Annotated in this window: 17 protein-coding genes; 4 read left to right on the top strand and 13 right to left on the bottom strand. The window is 69.1% G+C overall.

The window, feature by feature from the left end; genetic code table 11:
- Nucleotides 1-770: 770 nt before the first annotated feature.
- Both LR948_RS15680 and LR948_RS15675 read right to left on the bottom strand, forming a co-directional pair.
- Nucleotides 771-2,426, bottom strand: a complete 1,656-nt coding sequence (locus tag LR948_RS15680; RefSeq protein ID WP_232755028.1) for a BCCT family transporter — start codon at nucleotides 2,424-2,426, stop codon at nucleotides 771-773.
- A gap of 155 nt (nucleotides 2,427-2,581) precedes the next feature.
- Nucleotides 2,582-3,040 (bottom strand): Lrp/AsnC family transcriptional regulator, encoded by a 459-nt coding sequence (locus tag LR948_RS15675; RefSeq protein WP_232755027.1) that lies wholly within the window; start codon nucleotides 3,038-3,040, stop codon nucleotides 2,582-2,584.
- Nucleotides 3,041-3,177: 137 nt separating this feature from the next.
- Here LR948_RS15675 and ald point away from each other — a divergent pair, with 137 nt between their 5' ends.
- Nucleotides 3,178-4,299 carry an alanine dehydrogenase gene (ald, locus tag LR948_RS15670; RefSeq protein WP_232755026.1) on the top strand — a complete coding sequence of 374 codons (1,122 nt, stop codon included), beginning with the start codon at nucleotides 3,178-3,180 and terminating at the stop codon, nucleotides 4,297-4,299.
- A gap of 643 nt (nucleotides 4,300-4,942) precedes the next feature.
- Here ald and mscL read toward each other — a convergent pair.
- The 4 genes from mscL to pheS form a co-directional block, all read right to left on the bottom strand.
- Nucleotides 4,943-5,365: a large conductance mechanosensitive channel protein MscL gene (gene mscL / locus LR948_RS15665; RefSeq protein ID WP_232755025.1), complete on the bottom strand. Its 423-nt coding sequence runs from the start codon at nucleotides 5,363-5,365 to the stop codon at nucleotides 4,943-4,945.
- Between the two features lie 150 nt (nucleotides 5,366-5,515).
- Nucleotides 5,516-5,965, bottom strand: coding sequence for a YtoQ family protein (locus LR948_RS15660; protein WP_232755024.1), 450 nt, complete (start codon nucleotides 5,963-5,965; stop codon nucleotides 5,516-5,518).
- Between the two features lie 74 nt (nucleotides 5,966-6,039).
- The gene (pheT, locus tag LR948_RS15655) at nucleotides 6,040-8,436 is read right to left on the bottom strand and encodes a phenylalanine--tRNA ligase subunit beta (RefSeq protein WP_232755023.1); all 2,397 of its coding nucleotides are present in this window, start codon (nucleotides 8,434-8,436) and stop codon (nucleotides 6,040-6,042) included.
- A 209-nt stretch (nucleotides 8,437-8,645) separates the two neighbouring features.
- Nucleotides 8,646-9,719: a phenylalanine--tRNA ligase subunit alpha gene (pheS, locus tag LR948_RS15650; protein WP_232755022.1), complete on the bottom strand. Its 1,074-nt coding sequence runs from the start codon at nucleotides 9,717-9,719 to the stop codon at nucleotides 8,646-8,648.
- A gap of 162 nt (nucleotides 9,720-9,881) precedes the next feature.
- Between pheS and LR948_RS15645 the strand changes: the two genes are divergently transcribed.
- Nucleotides 9,882-10,547, top strand: coding sequence for an SGNH/GDSL hydrolase family protein (locus LR948_RS15645; protein ID WP_232755021.1), 666 nt, complete (start codon nucleotides 9,882-9,884; stop codon nucleotides 10,545-10,547).
- 98 nt (nucleotides 10,548-10,645) lie between these two features.
- Here LR948_RS15645 and rplT read toward each other — a convergent pair whose 3' ends face one another.
- The 4 genes from rplT to pyk all read right to left on the bottom strand — a co-directional run bounded on the left by rplT (nucleotide 10,646) and on the right by pyk (nucleotide 13,066).
- The gene (gene rplT / locus LR948_RS15640) at nucleotides 10,646-11,011 is read right to left on the bottom strand and encodes a 50S ribosomal protein L20 (protein ID WP_232755020.1); all 366 of its coding nucleotides are present in this window, start codon (nucleotides 11,009-11,011) and stop codon (nucleotides 10,646-10,648) included.
- A gap of 28 nt (nucleotides 11,012-11,039) precedes the next feature.
- The gene (rpmI, locus tag LR948_RS15635) at nucleotides 11,040-11,240 is read right to left on the bottom strand and encodes a 50S ribosomal protein L35 (RefSeq protein WP_232755019.1); all 201 of its coding nucleotides are present in this window, start codon (nucleotides 11,238-11,240) and stop codon (nucleotides 11,040-11,042) included.
- Nucleotides 11,241-11,364: 124 nt separating this feature from the next.
- Entirely contained in the window at nucleotides 11,365-11,586 is a 222-nt protein-coding gene (locus LR948_RS15630; protein WP_232755018.1) for a hypothetical protein, read from the bottom strand.
- A gap of 34 nt (nucleotides 11,587-11,620) precedes the next feature.
- A complete protein-coding gene (pyk, locus tag LR948_RS15625; protein ID WP_232755017.1) occupies nucleotides 11,621-13,066 on the bottom strand; it encodes a pyruvate kinase in 1,446 nt (481 codons plus the stop codon).
- 226 nt (nucleotides 13,067-13,292) lie between these two features.
- Between pyk and LR948_RS15620 the strand changes: the two genes are divergently transcribed.
- Together LR948_RS15620 and LR948_RS15615 are read left to right on the top strand one after the other, a co-directional pair.
- Entirely contained in the window at nucleotides 13,293-13,607 is a 315-nt protein-coding gene (locus tag LR948_RS15620) for a DUF1244 domain-containing protein (protein ID WP_232755016.1), read from the top strand.
- 3 nt (nucleotides 13,608-13,610) lie between these two features.
- Entirely contained in the window at nucleotides 13,611-14,642 is a 1,032-nt protein-coding gene (locus LR948_RS15615; RefSeq protein ID WP_232755015.1) for a DUF5671 domain-containing protein, read from the top strand.
- 1 nt (nucleotide 14,643) lies between these two features.
- Here the strand turns inward: LR948_RS15615 and LR948_RS15610 are convergent, their stop codons facing one another.
- The 3 genes from LR948_RS15610 to dgcN all read right to left on the bottom strand — a co-directional run bounded on the left by LR948_RS15610 (nucleotide 14,644) and on the right by dgcN (nucleotide 17,594).
- A complete protein-coding gene (locus LR948_RS15610) occupies nucleotides 14,644-15,507 on the bottom strand; it encodes a D-amino-acid transaminase (protein WP_232755014.1) in 864 nt (287 codons plus the stop codon).
- Between the two features lie 34 nt (nucleotides 15,508-15,541).
- The gene (dgcA, locus tag LR948_RS15605) at nucleotides 15,542-16,507 is read right to left on the bottom strand and encodes an N-acetyl-D-Glu racemase DgcA (RefSeq protein ID WP_232755013.1); all 966 of its coding nucleotides are present in this window, start codon (nucleotides 16,505-16,507) and stop codon (nucleotides 15,542-15,544) included.
- Between the two features lie 85 nt (nucleotides 16,508-16,592).
- A complete protein-coding gene (gene dgcN, locus LR948_RS15600) occupies nucleotides 16,593-17,594 on the bottom strand; it encodes an N-acetyltransferase DgcN (RefSeq protein WP_232755012.1) in 1,002 nt (333 codons plus the stop codon).
- Nucleotides 17,595-17,793: the final 199 nt, after the last annotated feature.

The raw sequence follows: 17,793 nt of genomic DNA, 5'->3' as shown, positions 1-17,793 counted from the left end.
TGGGTGCGGTGGTGGATGGGGAGGCTGTAGAGGATCGCGTGCGGTCGTGGATGGGGGATGATCGTCCCGAGTGAACGGTTGAGAACGGACCAGAGAGCGGAACACCGTCTAGCACCGCCCACACGCACTCCGGGCCTCTGCGCTACCCGATGAGCGAAGGTGCCCCGCCTTCGCTGCCACCACCTCTCTGCCGCACCCACGCCTACTGATGCGCGCTCCACCCCCTTTGCCCCAATCAGCACCGAAGGTGCCAAGCCCGCCCTCAGCCTTCCCACGCGCCTCCTTGCGCCCGAATAGCACCGAAGGTGCCGGGCGCGCGCCGGACCGGCCCCTTGGGCCGGCGCTCCTTGGGGCGGCGTGCGTAGCTGACCTCTAGCCCTGACCTTGTTGGGATAAAGCGCTTCGCTCAAAAGGCAGCAGCGCCGGCCCCCGGTCCGGTGCGCGCCCTCTGTTGGGATGCGTTGTGAGGGGGGCGGGCTGTTGGGTGGGTGGCCAGTTCTTGGTGGCGCAAGGGGACCGCGCGTGTTCGTCCTGCGCCGCGCGCAGGCCGGTGCCCCGGCTGGCGGCAGCGGCCAACGGGCCTGTTGCAGTGATCCCGCGCCCTGCAACCGGGGCCGCCGGCGCGATCCCGCGCCCTGCCACCGGGCCTGCCGTCGCACCACGCCCTGCCGCACCCCACCACCCCCCTCCCCCCCACACGAAAACGCCCCGCAGCCTCTCCGGCCACGGGGCGCCTCCAATCTCATCCCACCGCGCTCAGCGGTAGAGCCTCACTCCGCGGGGCTCGGCTGCGCCTTCGGCGGCGGCGTCGGGTCGGAGCCGTAAAGCTCGCCCGGCAGCTCCGAGGGCATGGCGTGGTCCGCCTCGTCGTCGTCGCGGTACTGCTTGTTGTGGCGATAGACCATCAGCGGATCCCAGGACAGCGCCCGGATCAGCCCGAAGAGGATCAGCAGCACCACAACCGCGAAGGGGAAGCCCGCGACCACCGCGGCCGCCTGCAGCGCCGAGAGACCGCCCGCCAAGAGCAGGACCGAGGCCACGGCGCCCTCGGAGACCGCCCAGAAGATGCGCTGCACCTTCGGCGGGTTCGGATCGCCCCCGGCGGTCAGCATGTCGATCACGAAGCTGCCCGAGTCCGAGGAGGTCACGAACCACAGGACAATCAGCACGATGGCGAAGCCGGACATCAGCTCGGAGGCCGGGAAGTAGTCCAGGAGCGCGAACATCGCGTCGCCATAGGCCTCCTTGGTTGCGTTCACGATGGTCGGATCCCCGCCCAGCGAGATCTGCAGCGCCGTGCCGCCGAAAGCCGCGAACCAGAAGAACATGATCGTCGCCGGGATCAGCATGACGCCGATCAGGAACTGCCGGATGGTCCGGCCGCGGCTGATGCGGGCGACGAAGACGCCGACGAAGGGCGCCCAGCTCACCCACCAGGCCCAGTAGAAGATGGTCCAGGAGTTCTGCCAGGTGCCGCCATCGGTCCAGGCCTCGGCCCAGGTGCCCCATTGCACGAGGTCGCGCACATAGGCGCCGTAGCTCTGCACGAAGGTGTCGAAGATGAAGAGCGTCGGCCCGACGACCACCATGAACACCAGGAACAGGAGAGACAGCAGGATGTTGATGTTCGACAGTCGCTTGATGCCGCCGTCGAGACCCGCCACCACCGAAAGCGTCGCCATGGCGGTGATCGCGGCGATGATCAGGATCTGCATGGTCGCCGATTGCTCGATGCCCAGGACCTGGCCCAGGCCCGAGTTGATCTGCATGGCGCCAAGGCCGAGCGAGGTGACGATGCCGAACATCGTGCCGAAGACCGCGAGGATGTCCACCACGTCGCCCCAGAAGCCGTAGATCCGGTCTCCGAGCACGGGATAGAGCGCCGAGCGGATGGTCAGCGGCAGCCCCTTGCGGAAGTGGAAATACGCCAGGCTCAGCGCCACGATGGCGTAGATCGCCCAGGCGTGGAAACCCCAGTGCATGAAGGAGATCACCATGGCCTGCTGCGCGGCCTCCTGGGTCTCCGGGTCGCCGATCGGCGGCGCGAAGTAATGATAAAGCGGCTCGGCCACGCCCCAGTAGATCAGGCCGATGCCGATGCCCGCCGAGAACAGCATCGCCGTCCAGGAGAAGAGGTCATAGGCGGGCTCCTCGGTCATCCGGCCCAGCCGAATGTCGCCAAAGCGGCCGAAGGCCAGCCAGACCACGGCGATCAGGAGCACGTTGACCAGGATGATCATCGCCCAGCCAAGGTTGCCGGCGAGCCAGGACTGCATCCCGGAGAAGAGCGCGCTGGCGGTGTCGTTGAAGGTTGCACCGAAGATGATGAACCCGATGATCAGGATCGCCGAGACGGAAAAGACCGTGCGGTTGACCCTGGGAAAAAACAGGAGCGGCTCCTGCTTCATCTTGTCGTGATGATTCATAGATCCTTGACGCAGCGCCGCACCTCGGGGGGCGCGCCTGCGGTCCCTGTGGTTGCTTGTGGTTCTTGCGTCGCGCCCTCTACGGGCCCGGGTCGATGCCATTCAACCCCCTTGCGGCCCCGGAGTTCCGGTTTTTTTGCCCCGGGGCGCGGGTCTCAGAGCGGCAGCGCGGTGGTTTTCTGCACTTCGCGCAGCGAAAAAGAGGAATGCATCTGCGCCACCCCGGGCAGCCTTGTGAGGTATTGGCGATGGATGCGGGCGAAGTCCTCGGTGTCCTCGGCGACCACCTTCACCAGGTAGTCCGCGGTGCCGGCCATGAGGTGGCATTCCAGCACGTTGGGGATGCGCCGGACCGCCGTCTCGAAGGCGTCGAGCGTCTCGTCGGACTGATGCGTCAGGGTGATCTCGACGAAGATCGTGGCCGACATCCTCAGCCGCCGGGCGTCCAGAAGCGCCACGTAGCCCGAGACGTAGCCCTCGGCCTCGAGCCGGGCGACGCGCCGGTGACAGGCCGAGGAGGACAGCCCCGCGGCCTCGGCCAGGTCGGCGTTGGAGATCCGCCCGCGCTTCTGCAGGAGCCCCAGCAGTCGACGATCCATCGTGTCGAGCGTCATGGTCCGCAAGATCCTTCGACGTTGAGCCTCGTTGCCGCTGGATTCTTGCGCAGATCACCGCGAGGTGCCAGCGAATTGTCACACACATTGCGCGCGTCCTCTGGCAGGCTCGCGAGAAGGAGATACGGGAGGTAGCCATGAAGATCGGATGTCCCACGGAGATCAAGGCGCAGGAGTTCCGCGTCGGTCTCACCCCCGGCGCCGCCGCCGAGGCCATCGCGCACGGCCACGAGGTGCTGATCCAGTCCGGCGCCGGCGAGGGCGCGGGCTTCCCCGACGGCGATTACAGCGCCCAGGGCGCCCGGATCGTCGACAGCGCCGAGGAGATCTTCGCCGAGGCCGACATGGTGGTGAAGGTCAAGGAGCCGCAGAAGGCCGAGCGCAAGATGCTGCGCGAGGGCCAGGTGCTCTTCACCTATCTGCATCTCGCCCCCGACCCCGAACAGACCCATGACCTGATCGCCTCGGGCGCGACCTGCATCGCCTACGAGACGGTGACCGATCCGCGCGGCGGGCTGCCGCTCCTGGCGCCGATGTCCGAAGTGGCGGGCAAGCTTGCCCCGCAGATGGGCGCCTGCACCCTGCAGAAGGCCAACGGCGGGCGCGGCGTGCTGATGGGCGGGGTGCCCGGCGTCTCGCCGGCGCGCGTCGCCGTCATCGGAGGCGGCGTGGTCGGCACCCATGCGGCGCGGATCGCCGCCGGCATGGGCGCGGATGTGACCGTGCTCGACCGCTCGCTGCCGCGGCTCAAGCAGCTCGACGACATGTTCCGCGGCGAGTTCAAGACGCTCTACGCGACCCAGGCCAACACCGCCGAGGTCGCCCGCGCCTCGGACATGGTGATCGGCGCGGTGCTGATCCCCGGCGCCGCCGCGCCGAAGCTGATCAGCCGCGCGGATCTCTCCGACATGAAGCCCGGCGCGGCGCTGGTGGACGTGGCGATCGACCAGGGCGGCTGCTTCGAGACCTCGAAGCCCACGACCCACCAGGACCCGGTCTACGAGGTCGACGGCATCATGCATTACTGCGTGGCCAACATGCCCGGCGCGGTGGCGCGGACCTCGACGCTGGCGCTCGGCAACGCGACGCTGCCGCATATGCTGGCGCTGGCCGACAAGGGCTGGAAGCAGGCGATGCTGGACGATCCGCACCTGCTCGAGGGGCTGAACGTGCACGGCGGCAAGCTGACCTATTTCGCGGTCGGCCGGGCGCTCGGCATCGACGTGACCTCGCCGCAGCTGGTGCTGAAGTCCGCCTGAGGGCGTGGGGGCCCAAGGCTGCGTCCCCGGTCCACCGCCTCGCCACAAAGGGTGCTCCGGGCCGAGGCTGCGCCCCGGTCCATACCCTCGCCACAGAGGGCGCTCCGGGCTGGCGCTGCGCTCCGGTCCACCCCTTTCCGCGGAGGGCGCTCCGGGCTGGCGCTACTCCCGGGCCCACTACGTGCCACAGAGGGCGCGCGCCGGGCCGGGGGCCGGCGCTGCTGACCGCCGGGCTACGCGCTTTATCCCGGCAAGGTCAGGGCTAGAGGTAAGCTAAGCGCGCCATCCCAAGGAGCGCCGGCCCAAGGGGCCGGTCCGGCGCGCGCCCGGCATCTTCGATGCTATTCGGGCGCAAGAAAGCGCCAAATGAGCGACCTTCGGCGCTGATCAACCGTCGACGCTGGCGGAACCGCCCTCGGTGCCGCACGCACGCAAGGCCCAAAGCGCCGCCCTCCGATGCTGCCGTCACACACCCCCAAATCCAACCCACAACGCTCACCACCCCGCGCCCCGCCTCGCCTGCATGACCGGGCCTTAAATACCTCTCGGGGGAGCGCGAGGGGGCAGACAGCCCCCTCGCCCGCGCAACAGGCGCCCAAAGCCGGAACCGCAAGCGCCCCCAGCCCCAAACGCCCCCAAAAAACTACTTCTTCAATGCGTCCCGGATCTCGATCAGCAGGTCCACCTGCGAGGGCCCGGTCGGCACCGAGGGCGCCACTTCGTCGGGCTTCTCGGCGGCGGATTTGATCCGGTTCACCGTCTTCACCAAGAGGAAGACCACGAAGGCCACGATCAGGAAGTTGATCACCGCCATGAGGAAGGAGCCGATGGCGAAGACCGGCACCCCGGCCTCGCGGGCGGCCTCGAGCGAGGGCTGGTCCGAGCCGTCGAGCGTGTAGAACCAGCCGGAGAAATCGATCCCGCCGGTGAAGAGCGCGATGATCGGGTTGATGATATCGCCGACAAGCGAGGTCACGATGGCGGTGAAAGCCGCGCCGACGATGATGCCGACGGCCATGTCCATGACATTGCCCTTGGCGATGAAGTCCTTGAATTCACTGATCATGAAGCGACGTCCCGAATGGTGTCAGAGGCCCCCCGCGAAAAACCCGCGGGGCGGGGACGTGCATAGCGCCTCGCCTCTTGCCGGGCGAGATGAAACCTCAAGACCCCGCCTCAGGGGCGGGCAGGCAGGCCCCGCGGGGCCCGTTCCGTGTTATTCCGGCAACTGCCCGGTCAGCACGTAGCGCAGGATCTCCACCACTTCCCCGGGCGCGCGGGCCACGGCGGCGGCGGCGGCATTGACCTCTTTCAGGGCGTGGTCGTGCTCGGGCGGCTGCAGGACCACCAGGCTCTTGCCGAGCGCCGCGGCGATGCCCGCGTCGAAGGCAGCGTTCCACTGCTTGTATTTCTCGCCGAAGCGCACAACCACCACATCGGCATCCTCGAGCGCCTTGCGGGTGCGGATGCCGTTCACCAGCGCGCCCTTGCGGTCGTGCCAGAACTTCTGCTCCTCGGCGCCGAGGATCGCCACGCCGCAATCGTCCGAGGCCGCGTGATCGGTGACCGGGCCCGAGAAGGTCACGTCCAGACCCTGCGCGCCGTCGATGATCTGCTCGCGCCAGTCGGTGTGAATCTCGCCCGCCAGGTAGACGTTCAGGCCCATGTCGCTTCCTCCTTCGGGATCGCCCTTCTCGGGCTTGAGCTAGGCCGCCCGGGCGGGCGGCCCAGAGGCTCGGCTCAGCCGCGCAGGCTGCCGCCGGTGGCGCGGGTGACCTTTTCGACGATCTTGGCGGCCACCGCCTCGATGTCCTTTTCCTTCAGCGTCTTCTCGACCGGCTGCAGGCGGACGGTGATGGCGAGGGATTTCTTGCCCTCGCCGAGGCTGCCGCCGATGAACTCGTCGAAGACCCGGACCTCCTCGATCAGCGCCTTGTCGGCGCCCGCCGCGGCGTTCACGAGGTCCAGCGCCTGAACCTCTGTGTCGACCACGAAGGCGAAGTCGCGCTCGACCGGCTGCAGGTCGCTCTGCGCCAGTGCCGGACGGGTGGTGGCGCTGTTCTTCGGCATCGGGATCTCGCCCGGCCAGAGGGTGAAGCCCACCGCCGGGCCCTTCACGTCGAGCGCGCGCAGCACCTTGGGGTGCAGCTCGCCGAAGACGCCCAGCACCTTCTTCGGGCCGAGGCAGAGGACGCCGTGGCGCCCGGGGTGCCACCAGTCCGAGCCGCCGCGCTGGATCTGCATCTTGCGCGGCGCGCCCATGGCGGCCAGGAGCGCCTCGGCATCGGCCTTGGCGTCGTAAAGATCGACCAGCCGCGAGGCGCCATGCACGTCCTTCGGCCCGGTGCGCCCGACCAGGAGGCCGGTCAGAAGCTGGTGCTCCTCGCCCGGCTCGCCGCCCGAGAAGGCATAGCCCAGCTCGAAGAGCGCCTGGTCGGCCATGCCGCGCGCCTGGTTGCGCGCCGCCGCCTGCAGGAGCCCCGGCAGAAGCGAGGGCCGCATGTGGCTCATCTCCGAGGAGATCGGGTTGGCCAGCATGGTCGCATCGCCGCCGCCGCCGAAAAGCTCGGCCGCGCGGCTGTCGATGAAGCTGTAGGTCACGCATTCGTTGTAGCCGAGCGCCGCGGCGCTGCGTCGCCCGGTGCGCTCGCGGATCTGCATGGGCGAGAGGATCGGCTTCGGCACGCCCGGCTCGCGGCGCGGCAGGGGCTTGCCCTCGAGCTGCGTGAGCGAGGCCATGCGGGCCACCTCCTCGACGAGGTCGGCCTCGCCCAGCACATCGGGCCGCCAGGAGGGCACCTGGGCCATGTCGCCGTCCAGCGTGAAGCCCAGGGCCTCGAGCGTGGTGCGCTGCACCTCGGGGGCGATCTCCATGCCGACGAGGCTCTGGCAACGCGCGGTGTCGAGCTTGTAGGCGCGGGAATGATCCGGCAGCGCGCCGGCGATGACCACCTCGGAGGCCTCGCCCCCGGCGTGATCGAGGATCATCCGGGTCGCATGTTCGATGCCATGCGGGGTCCAGGCCGGGTCGATGCCGCGCTCGAAGCGGTAGCGCGCGTCCGAATTGATCTTCAGCGCCCGACCGGTATGCGCGGTGCGCACCGGGTCGAAGAAGGCCGCCTCGAGGAAGACGTTCACCGTCTCCTCGGTCACCCCGGTCTCGAGCCCGCCCATGATGCCGCCGAGGCTCTCGACGCCGCTGTCGTCCGAGATAACCGTCATGCCCGGGGCCAGCCTGTAGCTCTTGTCGTCGAGGGCCGCGAAGCTCTCGCCGCCCTCGGAGAGATGCACCCGCAGGTCGCCCGAGACCTTGTCGGCGTCGAAGACATGCAGCGGGCGGTTGCGGTCGTAGGTGAAGAAGTTGGTCACATCCACGAGGAAGGAGATCGGGCGCAGGCCGATGGCCTTGAGCTGGCGCTGCAGCCAGTCGGGGCTGGGGCCGTTCTTCACGCCGCGGATCAGCCGGCCGTAGAAGACCGGGCAGGCCTCGCGGGCCGCCTCGTCGATGGTGACGGAAATCGGGCTTGCGAACTGGCCCGGCACCGGGTCGGTGTCGCGCGGCAGGAGCCTGCCCAGCCCCCGCGCCGCGAGGTCGCGGGCCACGCCGCGCACGCCCAGCGCGTCGGGCCGGTTGGGGGTGATGGCGATCTCGAAGACCGGGTCGATCTTGTCCGGGTCGTTCTGGGCCAGCCAGTCGGTGAAGCGCTGCCCGACCTCGCCCGAGGGCAGCTCGATGATGCCGGAGTGTTCCTCCGAGAGCTCCATCTCGCGTTCGGAGCACATCATGCCGTGGCTCTCGACGCCGCGGATCTTGCCGACCTGGATGGTGGTGTCGATGCCGGGCACATAGGTGCCGGGCTTGGCGATCACCACGGTGATGCCTTCGCGGGCATTGGGCGCGCCGCAGATGATCTGGGTCTCGCCCGCGTCGGTCTCGACCCGGCAGACCTTCAGCTTGTCGGCATCGGGGTGTTTCTCGGCGGCGATCACGCGGCCCAGGGTGAAGGCGCCGAGGCGCTCGGCGGGGTCGTCGACGCCCTCGACCTCGAGCCCGAGGTCGGTGAGCGTCTCGGCGATCGTGGCGACCGAGGCCTCGGTCTCGAGGTGGTGCTTCAGCCAGGACAGGGTGAACTTCATGTCTCGCGCGCTCTCTGCTTGCCGTGTTGCCGGTCTCCTAGCGGATCGGGCAGCGGGGTGGAAGGCCCGGGGCCGGCGGGCCCGGGGGGCGGGGGCTGCGCTCTTTCACGGAAAGAGCGGGGCGCTTTCCCGCGGGGAAAGCGGGGCGGGTCGGAGGGTTTTCGCGTCGAAAACCGACCCGCGATCCGCGTCGCGGATCGCGCCCGCCCTCAGCGCGACAGACCGCCGTGCAGCGTCGGCACCTGCAGCCCCGAGAAACCGTAGTGGCGCAGCCAGCGCAGGTCGCTGTCGAAGAAGGCGCGCAGGTCCGGGATGCCGTATTTCAGCATGGCGATCCGGTCGATGCCCATGCCGAAGGCAAAGCCCTGCCAGGCCTTGGGATCGACGCCCGCGGCTTCCAGCACCTTGGGGTGCACCATGCCCGAGCCCAGAACCTCGAGCCAGCCGTCGCCCTCGCCGATCTTCAGCTGGCCGTCTTCCCAGGAGCACTGGATGTCGACCTCGGCGGAGGGCTCGGTGAAGGGGAAATGCGAGGCCCGGAAGCGGGTCTTGATGCCCTTCACCTCGAAGAAGGCGGCGAAGAACTCCTCGAGCACCCACTTGAGGTTGGCCATGGAGATCTCGCGGTCGATGGCCAGCCCCTCGACCTGGTGGAACATCGGCGTATGGGTCTGGTCGTAATCGGCGCGGTAGACCCGGCCCGGCGCGATGATCCGGCAGGGCGCGCCGTGCTTCTCCATGTGCCGGATCTGCACCGGCGAGGTATGGGTGCGCAGCACATGCGGCGGGCGATTGTCGCCCTCGTCGCGGTGCATGTAGAAGGTGTCCATCTCGGCCCGCGCGGGGTGGTGGCCGGGGATGTTCAGCGCGTCGAAATTATACCAGTCGGTGTCGATCTGGGGCCCCTCGGCGACCGCGAAGCCCATGTCGGCGAAAATCGCGGTGACCTCCTCGGTGACCTGGCTGATCGGGTGGATCGAACCCGCCCGCCGGCTGCGCCCCGGCAGTGTCACGTCGAGCCATTCCTCCTGCAGCCGTGCCTCGAGCGCGGCATCGCCCAGGGCCTCCTTCTTGGCGGCCAGCGCGCTGTTGATCTCGTCCTTGAGCGCGTTCAGCGCGGGGCCCGCGGTCTTGCGCTCCTCGGGCGACATCTTGCCCAGCTCGCGCATCTTCAGGCTGATTTCGCCCTTCTTGCCGAGCGCCTCGACGCGCAGCGACTCGAGGCTGTCCTCGTCGCCGGCCTGCGCGATGCGGTCGATGTATTTCTGACGCAGATCTTCCATTGCGGGGCCCCTCACATGCTCGCGGCCCCTGCTACAGCGCCGCTTGGCCTGCTTCAAGCGGACAATCCCGGGTCACGCGCGAGGCGCGGCCCCTGCCCTTGCGGGCAATCGCGCTAGGTGCCTCAGGCAGAGCCCGACCCGAGCCCCCTCCCGGAGGATGCCATGCGCCCGCTCCTGATCGCCGCCCTCCTCTGCCTGGCCAGCGCCTGCGGGCGCGGCGTGCCGCCCGGCGCCGAGATCGTCGTCGCGGGCGATTCCATCATGGCCTGGAACCGGATCGAGGGCGCCTCGGTCGCCGATGGCCTCAAAGCCCGGCTCGGCCGGCCGGTGGGCGACGTCTCCCTGCCGCTCGCCCGCGTCACCCGCGCGCGCGGGGCGCTCAGCATCCCCAACCAGCTCACCGGCGTCTCGCCCACCTGGGTGGTGCTCGACGGCGGCGGCAACGACCTGCGCGGGGACTGCGGCTGCAACGACTGCGGCGCGGTGCTCGACCGGCTCCTGTCGCCCGACGGTCGCTCCGGCGCCATCGCCGAGCTGGTCGCGGCGCAGAGGGCCAAGGGCGCGCGCGTCCTCTGGGCGGATTATTACACCTCGCCGATCTACGCCGGCACGATCTGCCGCCGACCCTACGACGTTCTCGCCGAGCGGCTCACCGCCATGGCGGAGGCCGATCCGGGCGTGGTCCTGGCCGACATGGGCGCGGTCATGCCGCCTGAGCGCGCCGAGCTATTCGCGCCGGACCGGCTGCACCCCTCGCCCCAGGGCTCCGCCCGGATCGCCGCGCATCTGGCCGAGGCTCTGCGCGCCGCCGACCCGGCGCTGCGGTGAGGCCGCCCGGCGGGCCGACACCGCCCGGCATCCCCCAAAGAAAAAAGCCGCCCCCCGGAGGGAGCGGCTTTCGATGATCTGCGATCAGCGTCCGGCGCTTATGCGGCCAGCGCGCCCTTCGCCTTGTCGACGATCGCGCCGAAGGCTTCGGGCTCGTGCACGGCGAGATCGGCGAGCACCTTGCGGTCGACCTCGATGCCGGCCTTCGACAGGCCGTTCACGAAGCGCGAGTAGGTCAGCGATTCGTCATGCGCACGCACCGCGGCGTTGATCCGCTGGATCCACAGCGCCCGGAAATTGCGCTTGCGGTTCTTGCGGTCGCGCGTGGCGTATTGGTTCGCCTTGTCGACCGCCTGCGTGGCGACCTTGAAGGTGTTCTTGCGGCGGCCGTAGTAACCCTTGGCTGCCTTGGTGATCTTCTTGTGACGGGCGTGGGTCGTGGTCCCACCTTTGACTCGAGACATGATCTAGCTCCTTCTCGTATCCGTGGGATCAGCGATCGTAGGGCATATAGCCCTTGATGATCTTTGCGTCGGGCTCCGACAGGGTCGTCGTGCCGCGCGCGTCGCGGATGAACTTGTTCGTGCGTTTGATCATGCCGTGGCGTTTCCCGGCCTGAGCCGCGATCACCTTGCCGCGGGCCGAGATCTTGAAGCGCTTCTTGGCGCTCGACTTGGTCTTCATCTTGGGCATTTCCATCTCCTTGGCTTGAGCGTCGTTCCACGCAACTCGGCAATGCCACCTGGCCGGCCGCGCGACGTCAGAGCCGCCCCCTTACAAGCGGTCCGATGCGATTGCAAGTCTTCGGTGAGAGCGATCAGCGCAGGCTGGCGATGATGCGGTAAAAGGCCATGGGCACATCGGCCAGGACCAGCCCGCCCTCGGTCGCCTGCCAGGCGTGCACCCCCGCGGCCCCCGCGCCGATCAGCAGGAGGAGCGCCACGTAGGGACGCCGCCCCTCGCTCAGGGCGGCCAGCCCCGAGGTGATCGCCAGCGCCAGGAAAAAGACCCCCAGCGCCAGCGCGATATCCGGCGTCATCGCCCTGCCCCCGTCCTGCTTACCGGGACACAGGTTATTCCGGGTCGGTGGCGTAGATCAAACGTTCGTCGCAGGGCGCCACGCGCAGGATGTTGGTGGTGCCGGTGGTGTTGAAGGGCACCCCGGCGGTCACCACGATCAGATCCTCGGTGGTGGCATATTCCAGCTCGCGCGCCGCCTTGGCGGCATCGACCACCGCCGATTTGAACCGGTCGAGCGGGCCGATGGTCACGCATTTGGTGCCCCAGGTCAGCGCCAGCCGCCGCGCCGTCGACTTCGAGGAGGACAGCGCCAGGATCGGCACCCGCGGGCGTTCGCGCGCCACCAGGAGCGCCGTGGTGCCCGACTGGGTGTAGCAGCAGATCGCCTTGACCTTGGCGCTCTCCGCGATCTCGCGGGCGGCGGCGACGATGCCATCGGCCACGCTGCGCTTGTCGGCGAGGCGCGAGGCCTCGATGATCTCGGTGTAGGTCGGGTCGCTCTCGACCTCGCAGGCGACGTTGTTCATCGTCGTCACCGCTTCGATCGGGTAGTCGCCCGCCGCCGATTCCGCCGAGAGCATGATCGCGTCCGAGCCCTCGTAGATCGCGGTGGCCACGTCCGAGACCTCGGCGCGGGTCGGCATCGGGCTCTCGATCATCGATTCGAGCATCTGCGTCGCGACGATCACCGGCTTGGCCGCGGCGCGGCACTTGCGGATCAGGCGCTTCTGGATCGGCGGCACGTTCTGCACCGGCAGTTCGACGCCCAGGTCGCCGCGCGCGACCATGATGCCGTCGGAGGCATAGAGGATCTCGTCGAAGGCCTTCACGGCCGCGGGCTTCTCGATCTTCGACAGGATCGCGGCGCGGCCCTTGGCGAGCCGGCGCGCCTCTTCCACGTCGGCGGCGCGCTGCACGAAGGAGAGCGCCAGCCATTCGACGCCGAGGTCGGCCACGAACTCCAGGTCGGTGCGGTCCTTCTCGGAGAGCGCCGCGAGCGGCAGAACCACGTCGGGCACATTCACGCCCTTGCGATTCGAGATGGTCCCGCCGACCACCACGGTGCAATCGGCGAAATCCTTGCCGCAGGCCTCGACCTTGAGGCGGATCTTGCCGTCGTTGACCAGCAGCGAGGCGCCGGGCTCGAGCGCCTGGAAGATCTCGGGATGCGGCAGGGTCACGCGCTTAGCGTCACCCTTGGCGCTGTCGAGGTCGAGCCGGAAGGACTGGCCTTCCTCGAGCTCCTCCTCGCCGTTGGCGAAGGCGCCGACGCGCAGCTTCGGGCCCTGCAGGTCGGCCAGAATGCCGATGGTGGTGCCGAGGTCTTCCTCGACCTGGCGGATGATCGCGTGCCGCTCGGCGATTTCCTCGTGGGTGCCGTGGCTCATGTTAAGCCGGAAGACATCCGCCCCCGCCTCGTGCAGCGCGCGGATCATCTCGTAGGTCGAAGAGGCCGGGCCCAGCGTGGCCACGATCTTCACGTTACGCATCCGTCTCATATCGTCCTGCTCCTGTCCGCGCTTCGCGCCGTTACCGCTATCAGTCACCGCGCTTATGACGCATCTCGTCTCGCGCCTCAACTCCAACCGAAGCCGGGCGCCGGATGCAAGCCCGGCGGGGCCCTGCCCTGCCTCTCGCAGGGCACTGCGACAGCGGCATGACCCGCCCCTTGCGCCGATGCCCAAAACATCCGACCTATGACCAAAGCGTCAGTAGGAGGCCGCGATGGACGATACAACCCGCACCGAGCTTGAAGCCGCCGCGTTCCGCCGGTTGCGCCAGCACCTGATGGAAGAGCGCACCGACGTCCAGAACATCGACATGATGAACCTCGCGGGCTTCTGCCGGAACTGCCTGTCGCGCTGGTACCAGGAGGCCGCCAATGAACGCGGCATCGAGATGCAGAAGGACGAGGCGCGCGAGATTTTCTACGGCATGACCATGGCCGAGTGGAAGGCCAACTACCAGACCGAGGCCGCGCCCGGGAAACAAGAGGCCTTCCAAACCGCCTTCGACCAGAACGTCGGCAAGAAGGGCTAGGCCATGCGCCCCGAGGTCCGGCGCGACGACTACGTGCGCGAGGCGCTGGCCCGCGGCACATCGCGGGCCGAGATCACCCGCGCGCTGACCGGCGCCGGCTGGTCCGAGGCCGAGACACGCGCCGCGCTGGAGGCCTGGGCCGAGGGGCCCGAAGGCCAGCCCGTGCCGCGTCCGGGCCCGGCGCTCGGCGCGCGCGAGGCGTTCCTTTACGCGCTGATGTTCCTCTCGCTGGGCGTCAGCATCGGCTATCTCGTCACGCTGGGCTTTTCGCTGATCGGGCGCTGGTTTCCCGACCCCGCCGATGCGCCGCGCTACGGCGGCTTCAGCGGCACCATGCGGTGGGCCATCGCCAACCTGGTGATCTTCGTGCCGCTGTTCCTGCTGCTCGACCGGCGCATGGTCACCAACCGGCAGGGCGATCCCGCGGGGGCGCGCTCGCGCAGCCGCGCCTGGCTCGGGCATGTGCTGCTGCTTCTGGCCGCCGCGGCGCTGATCGGCGATGCGGTGGCGGTGCTTTACGCCTTCCTTTCCGGGGAGCTGACGCCGCGCTTCCTGGCCAAGGCGCTTCTGGTGGCGCTCGCGGCGGGGCTGGTCTTTCTCTACATCCGCGGGCTCATGGCCGAGGCGCGCCGCCCGGCCCCGGACCGGCTGGCGGTCGCGGGCATAGGTGGACTGGCGCTGCTCCTGGTGGCCTCGGCCTTCTGGCAGGTCGGCGGCCCCGGCCAGGGCCGCGCCGAGGCCCGCGACGAGGCGCGATTCTCGGACCTTTTGGGGCTGACGAGCCTGGTGGCCTGCAAGGCAGCGACCGGCGGCGACACCCTGCCCGAGGACCTGTCCCCCGGCGAGAGCTGCCACTACGACATCCGCCGCAGCGATCCCTTCACCGAGGCGCCCTACCGCTACGAGGTCTTGAACCCCGGCGAATACCGGCTCTGCGCGGAGTTCGAACTGCCCGAGCGGCTGAGCGGCCGGGCCGGCAGCTTCGACCCCGAGACCGGCTGCCTTTACCAGCAGGTCGACCTCGGGGCGGGCTAGATCAGACCGCGGCCTTGCGGCTTTCCTCGAGGTAGATCTCGCGCAGGCGGCGGGCCTTGGGGCCCGGCGTGCCCGCGCCGACCGGGGCGCCGTCGATCTCGACCACCGGCATCACGAAGGTCGAGGCCGAGGTGATGAAGGCCTCGTCGGCGGTCTTGGCCTCCTCGATGGAGTAGTTCCGCTCCTCGACCTGCATCTGCGCCTCTTCGGCGAAGCGCAGCACGGCGGCGCGGGTGATCCCGTGCAGGATGTCGTTCGACAGCGCCCGGGTCACGATGGTGTTGCCCTTGACGATATAGGCGTTGTTCGAGGTGCCCTCGGTGACGAAGCCGTCCTCGACCATCCAGGCGTCATCCGCCCCGGCCTTCTTGGCCATCATCTTGCCCATCGAGGGGTAGAGAAGCTGCACCGTCTTGATGTCGCGGCGGCCCCAGCGCTGGTCCTCGATGGAGATGACCTTGATGCCCTTTTCAGCCACCGGGCTCGCGGCCAGCCCCGGCTTGTTCTGGGTAAACAGCACGATGGTCGGCGGCGTGGTCTCGGGGTCGGGGAAGGCGAAGTCGCGATCGGCGGGCGCGCCGCGGGTGATCTGCAGGTAGACCAGCCCCTCCTCGATGCCGTTCCGGGCCACCAGCTCGCGGTGGATCTCCAGCAGCTCCTCGGTGGTCACCGGGTTCGGCATGTCCAGCTCGGAGAGCGACCGCTCCAGCCGCTTGGCGTGGCCCGGGAAGTCGATGAGCTTGCCGTCGAGCACGCTGGTCACCTCGTAGACGCCATCGGCCATCAGGAAGGCCCGGTCGAAGATCGAGACCTTGGCCTCGGTCTCGGGCAGGTAGTCGCCGTTCACGTAGACGGTGCGGGTCATGCGGGTCTCTCCTTGATCGATGCGGCGGCCGCGCTCAGCCCCAGAGCGCCGCCTCGGGCGGGTGCACGCCCGCGGCGTCGAAGCGCAGCGGCGTGTCGCGGTCTTCGGCCAGAAGCAGGGGGCCGTCAAGATCGGTCACCTGCGCGCCCTGGGCGACCAGCGTCGCGGGCGCCATGGCGAGGCTCGAGCCGACCATGCAGCCGACCATCACGCCGTAGCCGCGCGCCCGGGCGTCCTCGCGCAGGGCCAGGGCCTCGGTCAGCCCGCCGGTCTTATCGAGCTTGATGTTCACCACGTCGTATTTGCCCTCTAGCTCGGGCAGCGAGGCGCGGTCGTGGCAGCTTTCGTCGGCGCAGAGCGGCACCGGGCGGTCGAGCCCGATCAGCGCCTCGTCCTCGCCCGCGGGCAGCGGCTGTTCGACCAGCGCGACGCCCAGCCGGGCCAGATGCGGGGCCAGTTCGGAATAGACCTCGGCGGTCCAGCCCTCGTTGGCGTCGACGATGATCCGCGCCTCGGGGGCGCCGCGCCGCACGGCCTCGAGCCGGGCCATGTCGTCGGGCGTGCCGAGCTTGATCTTCAGAAGCGGGCGGTGGCCGTGTTTGCGGGCCGAGGCCTCCATCTTCTCGGGCGTGTCGAGCGACAGCGTGTAGGCGGTGATCTCGGGGCCCGGGGCGGCGAGGGCCGCGAGCTCCCAGACGCGTTTGCCGGCAGCCTTGGCCTCGAGGTCCCAGAGCGCGCAATCGACCGCGTTGCGCGCGGCACCCGCGGGCAGCGCCTCCTGCAGCGCGGCGCGGCTGATCCTGGGGTCGAGCCCCTCGATCTCGGATGTCACGCTGTCGAGCGTTTCGCCGTAGCGCGCATAGGGCACGCATTCGCCCTGCCCGGTTACGCCGTCGCGGGTGACCCGGACGGTCAGCACCTTGGCCTCGGTGCGCGAGCCCCGGCTGATGGTGAAGGCCTCGGCGAGGCGGAAGACGTCGCGCGTCACTTCGATGGTCATCTCGACCCCCTGTTCGATCCTGGCTGAATACCCTTGTCCGATGCGGCATCCGGGCGCCGCGCAGGGCGCCCGGGCTGCGCGCGGCTCAGACCTTGGCCAGCGCCGCGACCAGCTTGCCCGCGCCGTGGCGGTAGGGATCGACCGCCGGCAGGCCCAGCCGCTCTTCGAGGCCGGCCAGGTAGCTGTCGGCTTCCTCGTCCGAGAGCGCCTTGGTGTTCACCGAGATGCCCACCACCTGGCAGGCCGGGTTCGCCACCCGAGCCAGCGTCAGGGACAGCTCGCGCAGCTCCTCGAGGCTCGGCAGGCTGTAGTCGGGCAGCCCGCGCATATGGGTGCGGGTCGGCTCGTGGCAGAGGATCAGCGCATCCGGCTGGCCACCGTGAATGAGCGCCATGGTCACGCCCGAGTAGGAGACGTGGTAGAGGCTGCCCTGCCCTTCGATCACGTCCCAGTGGTCCGGGTCGTTGTCGGGCGTCAGCCATTCCACCGCCCCGGCCATGAAGTCGGCCACCACCGCGTCGAGCGGCACGCCCTCGCCGGTGATCAGGATGCCGGTCTGGCCGGTCGCCCGGAAGGAGGACTTCATGCCCTGCTTCTTCATCTCGGCGTCCAGCGCCAGCGCGGTGTACATCTTGCCGATCGAGCAATCGGTGCCCACGGCCAGCACCCGCTTGCCCTGGCGCTTCTTGCCGTCGGCGATCGGGTATTGCACCTCGGGCACCCGCACGTCGTGCAGCGCGCGGCCGCGCTCTTCGGCGCGGGCCGCGAGGTCCGCCTCGTCGTGCAGCAGGTTGTGCAGCCCGCTGGCGATGTCGAAGCCAGCATCGAGCGCGGCCAGCAGCACCTCTTTCCAGGCCTGGGAAATCACCCCGCCGCGGTTGGCCACGCCGATCACCAGCGTCTTGGCGCCGGCGGCGCGGGCCTCCTCGAGCGTCATGTCGGTGAGCCCCATATCCGCCTGGCAGCCCTCGAGGCGCAGCTGGCCGACGCAATTCTCGGGCCGCCAGTCCTTGATGCCCTGGGCGACCTTGGCCGCCAGCGGATCGGGCGCATCGCCGAGGAAAAGCAGATAGGGTGTCTCGATCATCACTCTCTCCTGTTCTTAGCGCCAAACCTAGCGGAGCGGCGCGGAATGTCTTGCGGAATTCTGCGCGAAATCCCCGGTGGGATCGGGGGATTGTCCCGGCTTGTCCAGAGATGCCGGGACGATCTTGCGTGACGCCGCGCGGTTTCTGCGCCTGCAAAATCCGGTTGCAGAAGTGCTCGCAAGATAATATCGCAAATAC

Source organism: Roseivivax sp. GX 12232 (assembly GCF_021272185.1).
Lineage (GTDB): Bacteria > Pseudomonadota > Alphaproteobacteria > Rhodobacterales > Rhodobacteraceae > Roseivivax.
This window is presented reverse-complemented; position numbering and strand designations above follow the sequence as displayed.